Origin of the sequence: Vibrio rhizosphaerae, from assembly GCF_024347095.1 — a bacterium.
Lineage (GTDB): Bacteria > Pseudomonadota > Gammaproteobacteria > Enterobacterales > Vibrionaceae > Vibrio > Vibrio rhizosphaerae.
Genome location: NZ_AP024903.1, coordinates 838,820 through 858,093, shown reverse-complemented (window position 1 = coordinate 858,093; position 19,274 = coordinate 838,820). Strand labels below are relative to the sequence as shown.

General features: G+C 45.2%; 17 protein-coding genes and 1 pseudogene. 7 read left to right on the top strand and 11 right to left on the bottom strand.

Annotated features, from left to right (window positions below):
• Positions 1-16: 16 nt before the first annotated feature.
• The 3 genes from OCV37_RS03975 to OCV37_RS03965 form a co-directional block, all read right to left on the bottom strand.
• On the bottom strand, positions 17-796 hold the full coding sequence (locus OCV37_RS03975; protein WP_169739371.1) for a thioesterase II family protein: 780 nt from the start codon (positions 794-796) through the stop codon (positions 17-19).
• A 110-nt stretch (positions 797-906) separates the two neighbouring features.
• A complete protein-coding gene (locus OCV37_RS03970) occupies positions 907-1,842 on the bottom strand; it encodes an aspartyl/asparaginyl beta-hydroxylase domain-containing protein (RefSeq protein ID WP_038182359.1) in 936 nt (311 codons plus the stop codon).
• 75 nt (positions 1,843-1,917) lie between these two features.
• Positions 1,918-3,495: an NAD(P)/FAD-dependent oxidoreductase gene (locus OCV37_RS03965; RefSeq protein WP_038182362.1), complete on the bottom strand. Its 1,578-nt coding sequence runs from the start codon at positions 3,493-3,495 to the stop codon at positions 1,918-1,920.
• 848 nt (positions 3,496-4,343) lie between these two features.
• Between OCV37_RS03965 and OCV37_RS03960 the strand changes: the two genes are divergently transcribed.
• On the top strand, positions 4,344-4,697 hold the full coding sequence (locus OCV37_RS03960; protein ID WP_038182365.1) for a GIY-YIG nuclease family protein: 354 nt from the start codon (positions 4,344-4,346) through the stop codon (positions 4,695-4,697).
• Positions 4,698-4,718: 21 nt separating this feature from the next.
• Positions 4,719-5,315, top strand: coding sequence for a hypothetical protein (locus OCV37_RS03955; RefSeq protein WP_051680627.1), 597 nt, complete (start codon positions 4,719-4,721; stop codon positions 5,313-5,315).
• 3 nt (positions 5,316-5,318) lie between these two features.
• Here OCV37_RS03955 and OCV37_RS03950 read toward each other — a convergent pair whose 3' ends face one another.
• The 3 genes and pseudogenes from OCV37_RS03950 to OCV37_RS03940 all read right to left on the bottom strand — a co-directional run bounded on the left by OCV37_RS03950 (position 5,319) and on the right by OCV37_RS03940 (position 9,186).
• Positions 5,319-6,701 (bottom strand): MATE family efflux transporter, encoded by a 1,383-nt coding sequence (locus OCV37_RS03950; protein ID WP_051680629.1) that lies wholly within the window; start codon positions 6,699-6,701, stop codon positions 5,319-5,321.
• A 260-nt stretch (positions 6,702-6,961) separates the two neighbouring features.
• Positions 6,962-7,098, bottom strand: a pseudogene (locus OCV37_RS03945) (IS3 family transposase); the annotation flags it as partial.
• 195 nt (positions 7,099-7,293) lie between these two features.
• Entirely contained in the window at positions 7,294-9,186 is a 1,893-nt protein-coding gene (locus OCV37_RS03940) for a PTS fructose transporter subunit IIABC (RefSeq protein WP_038182367.1), read from the bottom strand.
• Between the two features lie 488 nt (positions 9,187-9,674).
• On the opposite strand from OCV37_RS03940, the gene OCV37_RS03935 reads away from it, so the two are divergent.
• Positions 9,675-10,523 carry an AraC family transcriptional regulator gene (locus OCV37_RS03935; RefSeq protein ID WP_051680647.1) on the top strand — a complete coding sequence of 283 codons (849 nt, stop codon included), beginning with the start codon at positions 9,675-9,677 and terminating at the stop codon, positions 10,521-10,523.
• Here OCV37_RS03935 and OCV37_RS03930 read toward each other — a convergent pair.
• The 5 genes from OCV37_RS03930 to ulaR form a co-directional block, all read right to left on the bottom strand.
• Positions 10,520-11,311, bottom strand: coding sequence for a PTS sugar transporter subunit IIA (locus tag OCV37_RS03930; protein ID WP_038182370.1), 792 nt, complete (start codon positions 11,309-11,311; stop codon positions 10,520-10,522). The genes OCV37_RS03935 and OCV37_RS03930 overlap by 4 nt on opposite strands.
• Positions 11,308-11,613, bottom strand: a complete 306-nt coding sequence (locus OCV37_RS03925; RefSeq protein ID WP_038182375.1) for a PTS fructose transporter subunit IIB — start codon at positions 11,611-11,613, stop codon at positions 11,308-11,310. Before OCV37_RS03925 ends, OCV37_RS03930 begins: the two co-directional genes overlap by 4 nt.
• Before the next feature lie 136 nt (positions 11,614-11,749).
• On the bottom strand, positions 11,750-12,787 hold the full coding sequence (locus tag OCV37_RS03920; RefSeq protein ID WP_038182378.1) for a hypothetical protein: 1,038 nt from the start codon (positions 12,785-12,787) through the stop codon (positions 11,750-11,752).
• Between the two features lie 278 nt (positions 12,788-13,065).
• Positions 13,066-14,133, bottom strand: coding sequence for an L-ascorbate 6-phosphate lactonase (gene ulaG, locus OCV37_RS03915; protein ID WP_038182381.1), 1,068 nt, complete (start codon positions 14,131-14,133; stop codon positions 13,066-13,068).
• 125 nt (positions 14,134-14,258) lie between these two features.
• Positions 14,259-15,014 carry an HTH-type transcriptional regulator UlaR gene (ulaR, locus tag OCV37_RS03910; protein ID WP_038182384.1) on the bottom strand — a complete coding sequence of 252 codons (756 nt, stop codon included), beginning with the start codon at positions 15,012-15,014 and terminating at the stop codon, positions 14,259-14,261.
• Positions 15,015-15,380: 366 nt separating this feature from the next.
• Between ulaR and OCV37_RS03905 the strand changes: the two genes are divergently transcribed.
• The 4 genes from OCV37_RS03905 (at position 15,381) to OCV37_RS03890 (ending at position 19,269) form a co-directional block, all read left to right on the top strand.
• Positions 15,381-17,141: a PTS ascorbate-specific subunit IIBC gene (locus tag OCV37_RS03905; RefSeq protein WP_038182387.1), complete on the top strand. Its 1,761-nt coding sequence runs from the start codon at positions 15,381-15,383 to the stop codon at positions 17,139-17,141.
• A gap of 100 nt (positions 17,142-17,241) precedes the next feature.
• Entirely contained in the window at positions 17,242-17,721 is a 480-nt protein-coding gene (locus OCV37_RS03900; protein ID WP_038182390.1) for a PTS sugar transporter subunit IIA, read from the top strand.
• Between the two features lie 9 nt (positions 17,722-17,730).
• Entirely contained in the window at positions 17,731-18,441 is a 711-nt protein-coding gene (locus OCV37_RS03895; RefSeq protein ID WP_038182393.1) for an L-ribulose-5-phosphate 4-epimerase, read from the top strand.
• Positions 18,442-18,447: 6 nt separating this feature from the next.
• Complete coding sequence (locus OCV37_RS03890) at positions 18,448-19,269, top strand: pyridoxal phosphatase (protein ID WP_038182397.1); 822 nt, start codon at positions 18,448-18,450, stop codon at positions 19,267-19,269.
• The last annotated feature ends 5 nt before the right edge of the window (positions 19,270-19,274 follow it).

The following is a 19,274-nucleotide window of genomic DNA, read 5'->3' as shown; positions in this document are numbered from 1 at the left end:
GCTATGTGTCCTTTTGTTAGATGATATCTATTTGAACAAGTTGATGACGAATGATATTGCTAATGCGCTTCACCACCCCATGGCGTTGTTCATTAATGAAGAAATGCGACCCTGGTAGCCATTGACTGGAGAATTTCGCTGACGTTAATTCTTGCCAAAGCATCACGTTATGTGGATCGACCATATGATCGGACTGACCATTAATACAAAAAATATCACTCTCAAGTTTTTCTCCCTGAACGAATTGATATCCCTCTAGCGCGGTTAAATCAGCTCTGATTTGCGGTAAAACTAATTGGAGGATATCGGGATTCTGGAGAATGGCATCAGGCATACCACCGTAGCTTCTGACAATTTCAAGGAACTGAGCGTCATCCATTTCCTTAATTGAAACAGGCTTTGGCTTAACAGGTAAATGAGGAGCGACATGTCCTGAAACAATCAAACCATCTAAGGTGTAATCTTTCTGCACAATTCTCGCGATTTCAAACGCAAGAAGAGCCCCCATACTGTGACCCCAAAAAAAAATTGACGACTTTCCTAAAGCAGGGCGAATTGCCTTTGACAAGTACGAAACAATATCTGACATTTCAGTAAATGGCGGTTGTTGATGTGTGGTTTCACGACCGGGTAATCTGGCAACAAATGGAATGACTTCCAAAGGTAATAAATTACAAAGTGTGTGATAAGAAGAGACCCCCGCACCAGCGTAGGGAAAACAAAACAATATCACATTTGCATTAGTACGCTCCTTTACTGGCGAGCTAAAGCATTGTTCAAAATCGACGCCGAACAAAATGATATATCCTTATCCATGATGATTGTTTTAAGCGGCTATTCTCATTATTCCTTGTGATGAAAATACCGCGAATGTCATTAGGGCTCTATATGAGCCCGTTCAGGGACTCAGGTAAACACAGGGGTCGTCCCCCATATCCCCCAATTTTTTGGCTTAGGAACATATAATTCACCTTCATGCTCCCAGTACTGTTGAATCAAAGGCTCTTTTTCTTCTATTTCAAATCGGTTCAGCAGGAAAGGTCTCATCGCCTCCGACATACGGTACTCATAGAGGATATGGCGAACTTCTTTCTTCCGAAACCCTGCGAGTAAGGCTTCACACTCAATGGCGGTAAGGTCTGGATGCCAAGTATCAATGATGAACACTAAACGACTTTTATCCCCATTCCATGCTTCATGTTCAAAACAATCTTCGAATATGATTGACTCTCCGGTCTCCCACTGCTTCCTTACCTCACCAACACGTAGACTACAATCGGACTCAACAATAATGCCAACGCTATATCGCAGCCTCAACGAATCAACACTACAATGCGCAGCGAGATGGGTGTGAGGATCCTGCCAAGACAATAGCGCTTCAGAAAATGGGTGCAACATGCCACAACGAGGTATCTCGGCAGCAATTCGGGATAAGTTGGGACAGTGTGCAGACATAAACGGGAGATTAACTCCCATGTACCAAAGTGGGAAAATATTCCATGCCCCATCTGTCACAATTCCCCCCGTAAAAGACAGTGTGCGATCTCTTAAACGCAGCGCGTCTTCTTTGATTGCTGGTGTTGCTTCACGTAAGTAGTCAGCAACAGGATCGCCTTTAGATGAGCGCATCGGTTGATTATCGAGGCCTGGGAAAATCGGTAAAAATGTAGGATGCTGCTTATATAAACGTTCTCCGTGTTGGGCTTTCTCCATCCGAATTAAGAATTCTTTGACACGGTCTAATTCAGAATCCCCATCCATGATTTTTTGGTAATACCCGCCTTCTTTCATTACCTTAATCACAGCTTTACGAATTTCTAAATTCTGCTCAAATGGTGACACAACCAATTCTCCCACTCTTGATATTTCTGGATTTACTTATTCGGTATCTATTGAATGCTCCAGAGTTATTAAAACCTAGCTGTTTACGACTTGCTCTTCACTTGTATCTGCTAATTTTTTAGGTTGAAAATTCCACGCAATATCAACATTATTGAAAATACTTACGGATATTTTATCGAGCAGTTCGATATTCTCTCTTAGTTTTTCAATCAGCGCGTCGTCATCTTTATATTCAATGGTCAACTCTTCGTTCAGATTTCTACCAAACAAAAAGGTTTTAGTTAAATCGACATATTCGCCATCGAGATGTACATCATGAGTAATGGGTTGACGTTTAAAGTGTTCAGCTACAGAACGTAATAAATAGTTGTAATGTGCTAACTCTGAATCAACCAACGCTAAAAAATCAGGATCAGTAAACTTTCGATTAAAGTACAACAGACATGTGACACCGAGATAAATAACGCTATCCCAAAGAATTTTCTGCTTCATCACAAAACCATTCCCAAATTTTGGATATAAGCCTTCATATAGCATTGAGACCACATCAGCTAACTTCATAAAGGTATCGTTAAAAGAAGATGCCAATTGTCTAATATCTTTACCTTTGAAGTCTTGTACAATTAGTTCAGTCACAAAATCGTTGCTATAAGCAATAAAATCACTACCAGGAGAATAGAAAGGATCGATAAATACTCCGGATTCACCAGTAATACACCAGCGATCCGCTGAAAATACTTGCTTACAACTATATGAATAATTCCGATATCCAATAAAATCCATCACTTGGCTTCGGTAACTTTCAACTAACTCTGCACATTGCGGTTCATGTTCATACAACCAATTTAAAGCTTTCTCAAAGTTGTTCATATCTTTGAAATTATGCATTTGATTATCAAAGACAATCCCAACACTGGTTGCACCTGAACCCAAAGGAATAAACCATAACCAATAACCTGGTCCCATGAAGTGATTCGTACTTAAACGACGCGGTTCAACAGCACGATCCTGCCATTGGGGAACATCACTTAAACTGCCAATATCAACCTCTGCGTCCAATCTAAACCAGACGGCATCATTATGAAGGTTGCTATCTTTCTCCAAATTCAGTTTACGCTTAATTAACTGATTACGTCCGGTGGCATCAACCAACCACTTACTCTGAATAGACTTCACCTCGGATCCATGCATATATTTTACTTCATGCATTTCTTCAGAATTTAGCGTTACCTGTTGAACTTTTGCTTTAGTATGAATTTCAATGCCATTATCCACATTCAATTCATGCAGATAATTTTCAAAGCGGCCTCGATCCAACTGATAACTAGGAGTAACTGGAAACTCGCTTGGTCCAATTTCAAAGCGTTTCGTGACATCTCGATTCTCGCCCTGAGGAAAGAAGTATCTCAACCCAAGCTTTGGCAGTTGCTCATTATCGATGTGTTCTCTCAACTCTAGACGTTCTGCAAAATAATGCGCAGCAACTTCTACACTCGATTCACCAACCTTATAACAAGCCTCAGGAGCCGGCCTTTTACTTCGCTCAAGAACTATAATATCCAGCTCAGGCATTTCCATTCGCAACTGACGTGCTAAGGTTAATCCTGCCAGTCCGCCACCTAAAATTAAAACATCCGTTTGTTGGTGTCCCATATCTAGGCCACTCCTTAATATTCCATAGGCGAAAATCGTAATATATATTTACGATCATTTTAATATTATTTGAATCTACGAATAAACATAGAAATCATAATAATTTCAGAAAACGAGAATAGAAATTCACACTCTATTTTTACCACCCAATAAAGCAGAGGGTTATTTAACAGAGAGCTATTTAATAAATAACAACATCCTCAACAGGTCAAAAGATACACCTCATTAATCAGAAAACAAAAAAAACAACAAATAATCATTAATATGTACATTATATTAACTAGTTTTTATTTATTGTCACCCATTTTTTACAAATAAACCTTTAATTTTATTTATAACATTATAAAAAACCATTTATGTGACATACATCAATCAAAAAATGAATATCCTAATATATTGAATATCAAGGATAATATAGAAATAACCTTTCTCTATATATCAAAAATAACTTTTTATACATGATGTATATTTATTATGTATATTTATTATGTATATGTTACTTGCACTCATTATTAAATGATAATTTTACCAAATAAAATATCATTTAATAGACTCACCGCCACCCCAATTAATGACAGTATTATTTATATAAAGATTGATATTTTCAGGAAACATCTAAAAATACAAAACAAGTCGCTATAAAAATGAAAGGAGACTAGGAATAGTTACAGTATCAGGAACATGCACTTCGTCATTGACGGAGATACTTTCATTAGAGAGAATGAGTTTCGTTAAATATCTACTTTAGGGTCGATCAATTAGGTTCAAAGAACCTCAATATCAACAACCTAAACCAAACTGTTTAACAAGCTGTCATATATTTTCGAATAATTAATGTGGATAAACCGATGGATAGAAGAAAAAAACTAAAGAAACAGTATAAAGAAACACCACGACCGATGGGTGCTTATCGGGTTTACAATCAAGAAGATCGTCTATCACTGATAGGAACCTGTAAAGACGTTCAAGCGAGACTGAACCGACATAAGACCGAACTTAAACTTGGTAGCCATCGAAATAAAGCAATTCAGGCGGACTGGAACCGTTTAGGCGAAGAAGCATTTACTTTCGAAATCATTGAACTCATCGAACCTTTGGACGACCCAGACTATAACCCAGACGATGATTTAGAAGAGCTCATGGAGATAATATCGGCACAAGATGCCTATACGCCTGACAAACTCTACAACAATAAAAAGTAAGTCAAACCTAGGATATGAAAGATGGAAGCTATAAGTAGAATCGATAAGTGTAGAGTTCAGGCAAATCGCCTAAGAAAAATGGTCAAGTTAGGCTTAGAAAAAGAGAGCGTCGAAGAGGATATCAAGGCGATACTTGAAAGATTTAAAACATCAGGAATTTTGAAAAGCCGATCAGATGATGAATCAATACAGTTAAAGCGTCTTAATACTTTTTCCATAAACAAGTATTTGGAGCTACTTGCAAAAGAAGCAGGATATATCGATTGGTCAACAATGGCACAGGTGATCAAAGTGGAAGATCACATTGATGATACTGAAGCCACTGAGTTATATCGTTCAGGTGTCAGTGAGCCCAACTTAAATGTCTGGTGCCCAACTTATGATGATGCAAAGGCGTACTTAGATACTCACAAGGGTTTCTACTTACTACAATTTAAAGGGCAATGTTTTCTGGCTCAAGCACCACACATTGAAGGTTTAGGTCTCAATCCTCAAGATCCTGACTGGGAAAAAATAGGTCGAGACTGGGTAAAACCGAAAGATCCAGAGGCGAAATCACGCTTGCGAGAAAAATTACAACAAGCGCGAAAACAAAGGGAGGGCGTTCAAAATAGCTGAATACTACCTTTTGGCCATATTTCTGGATTTCTGAATCCAACGCCAATACAAGAAGATACAAGAAAATGCGATTGCCAAACTATGGGCAATCGTAATGCCAATCAATCCCCATTCAAAGGTAAATCCCATTAAATAAGCAAGAGGCACGCCTATCGGCCACACAGTAATAAAACTAAGTAGCATCGGAAATTTAGTATCATGAAGCCCTCTAAGCGACCCTGTAACAATATTTTTTATCGCATCGAAAACCTGCCCAATTGCAACTAAAATTAATATAATGGAGAGAGTTTTATAAATAGCTGTATTTTGGGGGGTGTTATCAATAAACACTCGAATAAACACATCAGGAATGGTTGCAAATAATAATAGAACAACAGAAGAATAGATAACTCCCATTCGGATATAAGCTCGCCCTATATTTATGACTTCACCAAACTTTTCCTCTCCAAACTGCTTGCTAATTGCAACAGTAACCGCCTGAGATAAGCCAAATATAGGGATGGCTAGCATCATTAAGTATCTAGTGACAACCTGCTGCATATTGAGTGCTTCTATACTAATCCAACCAACCATTATAATAATGAATAGGAATGAAAACATCTCATTCCCTACATGTAACGAAATAGGGAAACCAAGTCGAATAATACGACCTGAATCTTGTTTGAGAAACTGCCATTTCAGATTAGTTAATTTCTTATCTTTATAATCAGAGCTTCTAAATATAAAGCAACCTAGACTAAGCACTGCCACGCAAGAAGTTATTGAGATAGCCCAAGCTAGCCCCTCCAACCCCATCGCTGGAAACCCAAATTTACCAAATATAAGGATATAACTGAGGACAGATGATAAGAGTAAATTTCCTATGCTATATAGAAATACAACAACCTGTTTAAATGTTCCTAAAAAAAGCTGTATAAAAACTGTAATTAAACCAGCAGCAGGTACAGACCATAAGTAAATTCGAAAATACTCTGCGCAGAGATGAGCCAAATTCTCAGGCTGCCCTAACAGCAACATAATTGGCTCAATATAGATCAATATAGCAATGCTAGAGAAACTCAGTATCAGTGAAATAATGCACCCAGCGATAAATAACTGGCCTACACGTTCAGGCTTTCCCTGACCTGTGACAATACCAATCAATGGGCTGAGAGATGAAAGCAGTCCAAAAACAACGGTGACAAGAATCATTTGGATCGTATTAATAAATAAACCAGCTGCAAAAGCTGATTCACTGACCCGAGACAACATTAGATTACAAATAAATCCATTTGCCATGATGAGAAACTGTGAAATAACTAATGGTAATGACAGTTTAAGTGCTTCTTTAAAATAACTTTTGTGAGCGCTCGGGCTGGTATTGGCTAGAGGCGGGGCTGTAGACATTTACTTGTCCTTAAGGATAATTAGAATTCATCCTACAATTTGAAAGATTGTAGTCATGGAAAAATAAAATTTATCTATTGATACATACACGAAAGATTGGTTAATGATATGTTACCAATATTTTAATTTATATGAATACAATGTTATAGCACAAGTGAATTTTGTTGACAATACAACTACTGGTAACGTGCCTTTGTTCCAAATTAACAAAACCAGATCATCCCCCCTGACACCTTTCTACACCGAGTGACTTCATTCTGGTATCCATAGACCTGACGTGAGTAAAAACCAATAATGACTGCCAATATAGCCAGCCTTCACTTGTGGCAGAATATCTAATATCACCCGCCCATTTTTGGTTCGGAGCTGTAGCGTTAAAATCCTGCGCCAACAGGTTCAATGAATGTCTGCAAACCGAGCATTCGCTCATCTTTGAGCAAAAAATAGGGCCCATGATTGCAGAGAAAAAATCCAAAACATTTTCTCAAATCCATATGGCATAGCAATCAGCAGATGAGATAGCCAACAACAAATAGCATCGCTATCAATTTGTGATCCGCACCGACTCAGCAGATGCGGATCGTCGTTTATATCAGAGACTCACCGACTGTAATTTCGCCTGACGCATTTTCTTCAATGCAATGCAGGTGAGCGCAGTAACAACGGCGCCAAGTGCCATGCAGAACAGAGCCAGCAATGGTTTGTTCATTGCCCCCAGTAAAGCGACAACCGGTCCGCCGTGTGCCACGCTATCCGTGATGCCGAAAGAAAAAGCCATCACCGCAGCCACCATTGAGCCCAGCATATTAGCGGGAATCACCGACACCGGATCCTGCGCGGCAAACGGAATCGCCCCTTCAGAAATCCCGACCAGCCCCATTGCGCCGGCCGCTTTACCGGCTTCCAGTTCTGATGGCTCAAACAAGCTCAGTTTACGACCAAGTATGGTCGCTAATCCCATACCGAGCGGCGCTACCGGAATCGCACAAGCCATCGCGCCCATAAACTGCGTCTGACCGCTGGCAATCATGCCGACCGAAAACAGAAACGCGACTTTGTTGAACGGGCCGCCCATGTCAAATCCGGCCAGACCGCCCAAAACAATGCCCAGCAACACCATATTACCGGTACTCATGGTGGTCAGCAGCTCCGTCATGCCATGCATCAGGCTGGCAATCGGTGCACCAATGACAAAGATAAACAGGCCGGAGATAAACAGCGCACCGGTAATCGGTGCGATCATAATCGGTACCAGCGGCTGAATCATTTTGTGGTAGTTAAAGCTGGTCAGCCAGCGGATAAAATAGCCCACCAGCAAACCGGCAATAATCGCACCGATAAAGCCGGTCCCGGCAGCTGCATCGTAGAATGAACCGTTATTGGCAATCCAGCCGCCGATCATTCCCGGCGCCAGTGCCGGACGATCAGCGATCGCATAGGCAATATAGCCCGCCAGAATCGGAATCATCAGCTGGAAGGAGACCACACCGACATCCAACACTTTATTCCACAAACTGCCTTGCGGAATCGCCATCCCCGCTTCCGTCGGCTCTCCGCCAATTGCCAGTGCCAATGCAATCAACAGCCCTCCGGCAACCACAAACGGAATCATGTGCGAAACGCCGTTCATCAGATAACGATACAACTCCGGACGGTTACGGGATGGTGCGGCCTCGCGACTTTCCGCTCCAGAATCAGGCTGATATACGGGAGCCTGCAATGCTTTGTGAATTAAACCTTGCGCATCGCGGATTGGCTCTTTAACGCCGGTTTCAATCAGTTTTTTACCGGCAAAGCGGGCCAATGAGACCTGTTTGTCACTCGCGACAATAATCGCATCCGCCGCTGCAATCTCTTCTGCCGTCGGGCTGTTTTTCACGCCGATCGAGCCATTCGTCTCGACTTTAATCTGATAGCCCAGTGCCGCGGCTCCTTTTTCCAGCGATTCAGCCGCCAGATAAGTATGAGCAATCCCGGTCGGGCATCCGGTCACCCCGATCAGAAAGCCGTTTTCTCCGGATGACGGCGGTATCGGTTCTGACTTCGCCAGCAACAGCGCCAACGCATCCTCTTCAGTCTGCGCGGCAAACAACTGCGCAATAAATCCTTCTTCAATCAGTTTGGCAGAAAGCTCCGCCAGTACTTCGACGTGATGATTGGCATTGCCATCGGGAGAAGCAATCATAAAAAAGAGTTTTGATGGCTGTCCGTCTTCGGCACCGTAATCAATGCCCTGCCGACTGATCCCGACCACAACGGCAGGCTCACTCACCGCGGCACTTTTGGCATGGGGAATTGCAACCCCATCATCAAAGCCGGTATTACCGAGCGCTTCCCGGGCATAAATATCCGCCAGAAATTGTTGTTGATCGGTGATGCGCCCTTCCGCGGCCAGCATTTCAGCCAGCTCGGCAAGCACGTCATCTTTGGTGGTTGACGAAAGATTCAGCCGAATCAATCGCGATGAGATAAGTTGAGTGATCATTTTCGTTCCCCGTTCGTTCTGTCTGCCGTCGCTGCGATGATGGGAAAGAAGAAGACGAAAAGTGTCTGTCCTCATAAGCACTGTCCCCATAAGCAAAAAGTGTCTGTCCCCATAAGCAGCACGGTCATCACAACCAGACATGTTTGGGCGTCTGTCCCCGTAACGTTGTTTGGGTAGTTGTCCCCGTTTGGGTGTCTGTCCCTGCAACGTTTTTCCCTGCAACGTTTTAGTGTCTGTGCCCGTAACACTCATATTGTGGGGACAGTCCCCGGACGTTGGTAGTGAAACAAAAATGCATTTACTGGAGGATTGTATCATCATGATTCAAATGTGATCTGTATCGGTCTGTGGCACTTAAGTTCTCCGTATCAATCGTGAATAATATTTATATCAATAAATCATACGACGGTTCAGGAACAGAAAAATGCATGAGGATAACAACATGACTTGTCATATAATTTTGCATGTGTGAGTCACGGCAGGAAATGATGAGTCAGGTATTTCATAATCTGATTGAAGCGATTATTGATGAACGGGACAGTTGTCAGCGCATCTGGTTTGCCGGCGATCAACAGACGCCGCCGCCTTTCAGTTATCAGGTCAACTTTCCCCGTCTGGAAATTGCGCTCAAAGGTGATTACAGCAATCAGATCGAAGATGCGTTGCATGGCATCACGACCGTTGAGATTCAGGCCGGGAGTGCGCTGTATATTCCCCCCAATTGCTGGAATAAGCCGGACTGGGAAAATGAGTGTTCGGTGATCAGTCTGTTGTACGGCCGCCGTCAGATTGGGTTCAGCTTTGTCGCCAAGCGTAAAGGCACCGACGGTTTTTATGATGTCCAGAAGCATAGTGTGCAAATGCGCACCGGTTATGCGATCGATAATATTCTGGAAAGCCTCAATGCACTGGCCAGAGAAGCACAAAAGTCCCCGATGGATGAGCATCTGCTTTGCGCGCTGCTGAGCTACACGCTGAGTATTCTCCGTCAGCCGGAACGCTCAGCCAAAAACCGTAGTGAAGATCTTTATCAGGGGATCTGTATTTATATTCAGGAAAACTTTCACCGCGGCATCACCCGGGACTCGATTGCTGCACGTTTCAGTCTCTCTGCCAATCACCTCTCCCGGCTGTTTCATCAACAGGGACACATGACGCTGGCGGATTATATTGCCTGGGTCAGAATTGATCGGGCGAAGTTCATGCTGAAAAAATACCAGTTCCGCCTTCACGAGGTTGCCGAGCGTTGCGGTTTTCAGGATGTGAATTATTTTTGTCGGGTGTTTAAAACCAAAACCGGCATGACGCCTTCCGAGTACCGGACCCGCTTTGATTAGATGATGGGGGTTGGATCACCATGCGCCATCACATGCAGCACTATCCCTTTGAGGGTTTCTTCCCGCTGGGCATCAAGCAGCAGTTGTGCATTGAGATCGTCGATCAGCCAGCGGGTTAAGCGGGTCATCGCCATCACAATATCCCGGTTCAGCGACTGAGGCAGCACCAGACCAATCAGTAAGGAGACCGGCGCACAAACAGACTGCCAGTCGAGCGGTTGTGTCAGGGGCATCACCATCAGTACCGGTATATCGACGACCTCACTCATCACATGCGGCAATGCCACCCGGTTCGGGAGTGCGGTTGTCGAGATATCCTCCCGCTGACAAAACTGTGCCAGTAGTTTGTCTGTCTGCCCGGGCGCAATTCGGGCGGCAAGATAATCCAATGCCGAGCGCTTATCGGTGAAACCGGTATGGCATTCATAATCCCAACGGTACGCAAACGGCAGAGAAAACGCCGGATGAGCCGCAAACAGTTGCTCCGCGGTATGATTTCTCCGGTGTGACGTTGACAGCAAGATCGTCTGTTCGCTTAAGTATTCGGTGAAGACCATGCAGGCCAGTTCAGCATCCAGCCCCTCGATTGCGATCTGACACAACTGATCAGCACTGTTGTTCAGGCTCAGGACATTGAGCGGCTGATTGAGCCGGGTATGAGTTCCCCGGCTCAGATTGTAGAAGACGAAAATTGAGCGAAAGTAACCGCACAGCTGTTTCAGCGCATTCGCCTGCCATGCTGGCAGCCCTTTATCCTTGAGCAGAAACGTGATCCGAGTAGTAATCATACTTTTTTCAGACAGCGCTCTAAAACCTGTCCGGCATGGATCAGAACGTCTTCAATGGAAAAGTGAAAGACCTGACAGCCTTTAAACCGCGATTTCTCTTCAATTTCGATATCAGAGACAATCATCCGGATATCGGCAGCAACGATATCGGCAACCGTCAGCTCATTTTCGATGCCCATAGCGCCCTGAGTCTCAACTTTGATCGACAAGCCACGCTGACTAGCCGCTTTACGCAGCTGATCTGCTGCCATGTATGTATGAGCAATTCCGGTCGGACATGCGGTTACGGCCACCACTTTCATGATCGCTCCTTGGTAATTTGATCGTGATTGGTTACAACTGAATACTGAGATATTTTCCTGACCAGTATAACTCAATTGACAGAGAACTCATCCGAGTAGGATTGATTTGCGCGTGCTGAATACGGGAAAGCGGCGGTTACGGCCACGGCATATAACTCAGGTAATCCAAACCGGCAGACAACTGGATACCCAGATAGAGATTGGCGGCCTGAACGGCCTGACCGGCAGCACCTTTGATCAGATTATCAAGAGAACAGACAGAGAGGCACTTGTTCTGTTTTACCACTGTAGACACTTCAGCATTGTTCGTGCCACACACTGTTTTTAACATCGGTGTCTGGCCATTGATGAGATAATAAATAAAGGGCGTGTCTTTGTAGGTAGAAAAATATGTGCGTTTGACATCTTTGAAGGTAAACCCGTCATTCAGGGTGCTATAGGCCGTGATATACACACCACGCAGAATATCCAGATCAAAAGCAGAAAAAATGATGTTCAGCGGTTCATCCGTATATTGTCTCAGGGTTTCTATCTCCGATAACTGCACGTGATGAAAAGCGTCATGTAACCCGAAATTATTCAGTCGTTCTGCATATACGGCTGCGGAAATATCTTCATTAAACGTCGAACCGAGCTTCGCTTCAATCACAATATCGCCTGAAATCATACGATGACGAATCAGCGGATATAAGGCGTAGATAGCGGCCGTTGCAATCCCCCCGGGGATTTGGATCATCGATACCGATGGATCCGGTGTTGTCAGTTCCGGGATAAAAAACTGGCAGCGAAGATTGTCGGCCAAATCTGCCGCGAGCTGCCGCGTAAAGATGCCATTGTGGTCCATCGACTGAAACCCGTCTCCGCCGCTGAGATTCAGTATCCATGTACTATGCTGGTTGAGGTAAGGTAGGCGTGCCGATAATTGCTCCTGAGGCAGGCAGGAAAAAATCAAATCATAGTCGTCATTCAGCTCGTCCAAAGGTAAATAACGGAGCATTGGCTGATCACGCTGGTAACGAAACCGGTCATTATACCGTTCAACCAATTCACCGGCTTGTGACTCAGAAGAGATAAAAGTGACCGCTATATTGGGGTGTTCACTGAGTATTCGATATAATTCTCCGCCGACAAAGCTGCTACCTTCCAAAATCGCAGCATGATAAATCCTATCCATTTTAATCTATGTCCCTTTCATGTAGTCGGGCACGTCAATCATGACTGACCATCAAAACGACACGCTATCAAAACCACACGCTATAAATAATCATTAAAAATTAAATATAAGAGAACATAAGGACATTTCAACTTCATCGGTTCATTAACTTCATTAACTTCATTTTCTTCATTTCTTGGCACGTATGTCAGATGTAAACATTCAGGAACAGCCGCTGATGAAATAGAAATAGAATCAACCGCCCTGCTACAGGGCGGCAATCACCGTCATTCAGCCCGTTATAAAAATGCCTTATACGGTAACTCGGGTTCATCGGTGAAAATATCGCGGAATCCCCGGAAATGCTGATAATGCATCCGGCCTTTGTCCGTCGGATAGGTATATTGACCGCCGACCTGCCAGAAGAATGGGGCAAAGCCGTACTGTAAGCGTTCTTTTTTCATCTGCCATAACACTTCAATTTCACGCGGATCGTTTTGGAAGTTAGCCCAGATATCATGATGGAATGGCACCACCACCTGACAATCCAGCGCTTCACCGGCGCGCAAAATATCAGACGCAGTCATTTTATCGGTGACACCGCGTGGGTTCTCACCGTATGAAAGTAAGGCGACGTCAATCTGGTATTCGTTCCCATGTTTGGCATAGTAGTTTGAGTAATGAGAATCACCGGAGTGATAAACTGAACCACCGGTTGTTTCGATTAAGTAATTCACCGCCCGGTCGTCCATCCCGTCAAGAATCGATTTGTCATAAGATGAGACCCCTTCCGGCAAAGTGACAAGGGCCGTCCGGTCAAAAGAGTCCAGCACTTTGATACGCACATCGCCAATCTCGATACAATCACCGACTTTGGCAACCACACAGCGCGCTTGCGGGACGCCCCAGCTGATCCATAAATTCACACACGCTTGCGGGCCGATAAACTTCACATGCTCACCGCAATTTTGCAGCACGGCCGCAGCCACGTTCACATCGATATGGTCGGCATGATCATGAGAAGCCAATACCGCATCAATGTCTTTGATGGCAAACGGATCCAGCACAAACGGAGAGGTCCTCAGGTTGGGCTGCAATTCGCGCACACCGCCCATACGCATCATCTGATGCTGATTCTTCATCAGTGCATTTTTCTGGGTGCGTTTACCGGTGCCGCACCAGAAATCAATCGACAGGTTGGTATTGCCTTCAGTTTTCAGCCAGATGCCGGTACATCCCAACCACCACATTGAAAACGTATTGGGTTCAATCACGGTTTGCTCAATCTCTTCATTGAGCCAAGTCCCCCATTCAGGGAATGTATTGAGGATCCACGATTCGCGTGTAATTTCGTTTACCTTACTCATAACAACACCTTTTATTTCTGATTTATTATAAATTTTGCATGTAGGGAGCCGTGCGCCTGGACCGAAGTCCAGGCACCTGAAAAATGATCAGTTCAGAATGGAGCGCGGGGCAGCGCGGTATCAGGCTAGACCAAAATAACCTGCGTCCCCTGCGCTTCTAATGCACTCACAACGTGGGTCGGCGCATCTTTACCGGTAATCACAATATCGATCTTGCTGCTCGGGCAGAACAGCATACCGGTCCGTTGGCCGACCTTGGAACTGTCAACCACCACCACCAGTTTGTCGATCTGTTCCAGCATCTGTTGCTCTGCGACAGCGGTTAACATATCAGCCTTGTATAACCCGTTTTCTGTCAGGCCTTTACCACTGGTAAACATCCAGTGACCGGCATAACCGCCCAGCGCATCCGGTGCCGGATTGAGGAAAATATTCTGCGCTTTATTGTATTGCCCACCGATAATGATGACATCTTCGTGATCCTCATTGATCAGATAGCTCGCCAGCGGGAAATAATTGGTCACGATCTGGACATCCTGCCCGCATAGCTGCTGCCCCAGCATAAATGCCGTCGAACCACAGTTGATGACGACACTATCCCCCGGTTGGCAGAGTTCGGCTGCACGTATCGCAATGAGGGACTTCTCCCGATAGTGCTCGGTACTATCGATATTCAGCGGGGTCCACTTTTTCTTTTTACCGACAATCCGTTCGGCACCATTGCGCACTTTCTTCAGTTTACCGAGTTCATCAAGTTTTGAGATATCGCGCCGGGCAGTGGCCGGAGAAACGTGAAAGGCGTCGATAATATGAGACACATTGATCGATTGTTTCTCTTCCAACAAAGACAGAATGCCATGATGTCTCTGGACTTCATTCATAAGCATCATCCTATTTATCACTAAGTGATTACTTGTGATTACATTTGATTTGTTTTGATTCTATTAATCATCCCGATTGATGTCAAATGATTCAGACGAAAAATTAAACGCTCAATTACACAAAACAATAAGTCATTGTTTTTCAATTAAATAAATCATTTCAAGTGATCAGCGTAGCATTTGTAACACCGGATACCATGCAAAATTGATATAAATCAATCTAATCAAAAACAATCATTGAATGATTATAAATGATTTTTTAAAGTCTATTCCGTGAGCAAAACACATCGATTCCTGCATATCACATGACGGAATCCCTCTGACCTACATCTAACGACAAATACAAATATATCTAGGGGTAAGGATATGGAGTTCTTGTATAACATCTTCTATATTTTTTACAGCCAAGTGATGACCAAAGCCCCGTTACTCCTCGGTTTGGTTACTCTCATCGGTTACTGGTTACTCAAAAGAGATGCAACGACTATTTTGAAAGGATCGATTAAAACCATTGTTGGTTTTATGCTGGTTCAGGTCGGTGCAGGGACACTGGTCGCAGGCTTCAAGCCGGTGATCGCCAAACTCTCGGAATACCACGGACTGACAGGTTCGGTGATTGATCCATATACAACGATGATGGCCACAATGGAGGTCATGGGCGAACGGTATTCATGGGTCGGTTATGCGGTCTTACTGGCGCTGGCAATTAATATTGTGTTGGTACTGTTTCGCCGCTATACCGGTATTCGTACCATCATGCTGACCGGGCATATTATGTTCCAGCAAGCCGGTCTGATCGCCGTCTTTTACCTGATTACCGGTGCGGGCATGTGGGAAACCATCCTCTGTTCAGCGGTATTGATGGCGCTGTACTGGGGCATTTCATCCAATATTATGTTTAAACCGACAGAAGCGGTCACCGGGGGTGCCGGATTCTCGATTGGTCACCAACAGCAAGTCGCGTCTTGGATTGCCACCAAAGTTGCCCCCAAACTCGGGGATAAAAATGACAGTGTTGATCACTTGAAACTGCCCGGCTGGCTCCACATTTTTCACGACAGCATCGCCGCGACAGCCATCGTCATGACGGTTTTCTTCGGCATTATCCTGCTCTCCTTCGGCCTTGATAACCTGCAAGCGATGGCCGGAAAAACTCACTGGACCATTTATATTCTCGAAACCGGTTTGAAATTCGCGGTGGCCATTCAGGTCATTGTTGCCGGGGTGCGGATGTTCGTCGCTGAACTGTCTGAGGCCTTTAAAGGTATTTCTGAACGCGTGATTCCCAATGCAGTCCTCGCGATTGACTGTGCGGCTATCTATGCTTTTTCTCCCAATGCGATGGTATTCGGCTTTATGTGGGGTGCGATCGGTCAGTTTACCGCAGTGCTGGCGATGCTCGCCTTCAATGCACCGATCATGATTATTCCCGGCTTTATTCCGATGTTTTTCTCCAACGCCACAATCGGGGTTTTTGCCAACCATTTCGGTGGCTGGCGTGCGGTGATGAAGATCTGCTTTGTGATGGGCATCATTGAAGTGATCGGGTCTGCATGGGCAATCCACTTATTCAGTCAACATGGTGTCGCATTCAACGGCTGGATGGGCATGGCCGACTGGGCCTTGGTTTTCCCGCCAATCATGCAAGGTCTGTCCATCTCAAAACTGTTCTTCTTCGCGCTGATCGGACTGGCTGCCCTCTATATGTTTTTTGCGGCTAAACGGTTGCGAGCAGAAGAAGATGCTCAGGGCATGGTTGAAGTCAGTGAAGAACCCGAAGTTCTCGAAGCCGTGGAACAAGCCCTGAAAACACATGACGGACAGCGTCCGGTCAGCATTCTTGCGGTGTGCGGTAACGGTCAGGGTTCATCGATGATGATGAAAATGAAGATCGGCAAATATCTGGAGAAAAAAGGCATTCCGCATGTGATGGATTCCTGTGCCGTGTCGGATTACAAATCCAAACTGGCGACCACCGATATCATTGTCTCATCGCGACATCTGTCCTCAGAAATGGATCCGGGAGAAGGGAAGTTTGTCCTTGGCGTACAGAACATGCTCAATCCCAATTCTTTCGGTGATGAGCTGCTGGAGATCATCAATAACAACTTTGCCGGTCACCGGTAAGGTGACATCGACCACATCAAACATTGAACATTTTACTATGACTACAGGCCCGTCCTTTTCACCGATCTCAGTCAAAGGACGGCCCCTCACGGAGATGATTATGGGACTGAAACAGTCACTGATTGAGAACAATTCAATCCGGCTACAGGCATCAGCTTCAGACTGGCGTGCAGCGATCAAAATCGGCACCGACCTGCTGATCGCATCCGGTGCGATCCTGCCGTCTTACCATGATGCCATTATCAGCAGTGTCGAAACGCTCGGCCCTTATATTGTGATTGCCCCACAGCTGGCAATGCCGCATGCCCGGCCGGAAAATGGTGTGGTACGTACCGCTTTTGCGTTAGTCACGCTGGAAAAACCCATCTACTTTACCGGAGAAGATGAACCGGTGGATGTGCTGATCACGCTGGCCGGCAGTAGCTCTGACGAACATATGGAAGGGCTGATGGAAGTCACTCAGATATTAGATGACGACGAAAGCGAAACCGGCGTGGATCTCGATAAGCTCCGTCGTTGCCGTTGTCAGGAAGATGTGCTGCACGTCATTGATACAGCACTGGCGAAAGCATCCGCTTAAGGAGCCCCGATGTCAGAACAATCCGATGCATTCCAATCGTTAAAACAGCAAGTGCTGGACGCCAATCTGCAATTACCACGCTATGGCTTGGTGACGTTTACCTGGGGCAATGTCTCTCAGATTGACCGAGCAGCCGGGGTTGTCGCAATCAAACCATCCGGTGTGGCATACGAAGCGATGACCATCGATGACATAGTGATTGTCGATTTAGCCGGAAATCAGCTTGAAGGTTCCCTCAATCCGTCGAGTGATACCGCCACACATCTGGAGATTTATCAGGCTTTTCCGCAAGTTGGCGGGATAGTACATACCCACTCACGCCATGCCACGATCTGGGCGCAGGCTGAGCAGGATATTCCGGCACTCGGCACCACGCATGCCGATTATTTTTACGGCGATATCCCCTGCACTCGCCGGCTGTCCGGTGATGAAATCATCAATAGGTATGAAAAGAATACCGGATTGGTGATTGTCGAAACGTTTCACATGCGCCATATTGAACCGATGTCTGTCCCCAGTGTGATTGTCGCAGGACACGCACCTTTTTCATGGGGGGCCGATGCAAACGACGCCGTACATCACGCGGTGGTGTTAGAAGAAGTTGCGGCGATGGCGATTGCGACACGCTCCCTGAATCAGGGGATCACCATCCAACCGGAACTCTCCGACAAACATTACCTGCGTAAACACGGTGTAAATGCTTACTACGGACAAAGGTAATCTTACATGTATAAAGTGCTTGCATTAGACTTAGACGGAACCGTACTCACGGACGACCACACCATTCACCCTGAAGTGAAACAGGCGATTCACGCGGCGCAGCAACAGTGCCATGTCGTGATTGTCACCGGTCGTCACCATACCGCAGCAAGACCCTATTATCTCGAACTGGGGCTGAATACACCGATCATTTGCTGCAACGGTACCTATGTCTATGACTATCAGAACGAAACCGTCTTGCAATACGACGCGATTGCCAAAGACGATGCGCGGAAATTCATCGATCTCGCCACGCAATACCAGATGAAGATGGTGCTGTACGTCACCGATACGATGAACTATGCCAAACATAATCCGATTGTGTATATGGAAGCACTCGAAAAATGGGCCAGCCAATACCCGGAATCCATCCGTCCTCAGATTCATCGGATTGATTCATTTCACCAATTGGTCGATCACGCAGATCACGTGTGGAAGTTCGTCGTCGAAGGGGTGCCAAGTTCCGTCGAACGTCTCTCAGAACACCCTTGGGTGAAAGAGACATTCAACGGGGAGTTCTCTTGGTCAAATCGCATCGATTTTGCCGCCAAAGGCAATAGCAAAGGTAAACGACTGGCGGAATATGTCGCCAATCTGGGATATGACGCTAATCACGTCATTGCCATCGGCGATAATCACAATGACATCTCAATGCTGACCTATGCCGGCTTAGGCGTGGCTATGGGCAATGCTGACGACACCGTCAAATCTCACGCGCAACAGATCTGTCAAACCGATAATAACAGCGATGGCATTGCCCATCTGATACGACAGAAAATTCAAGGATAAATCTC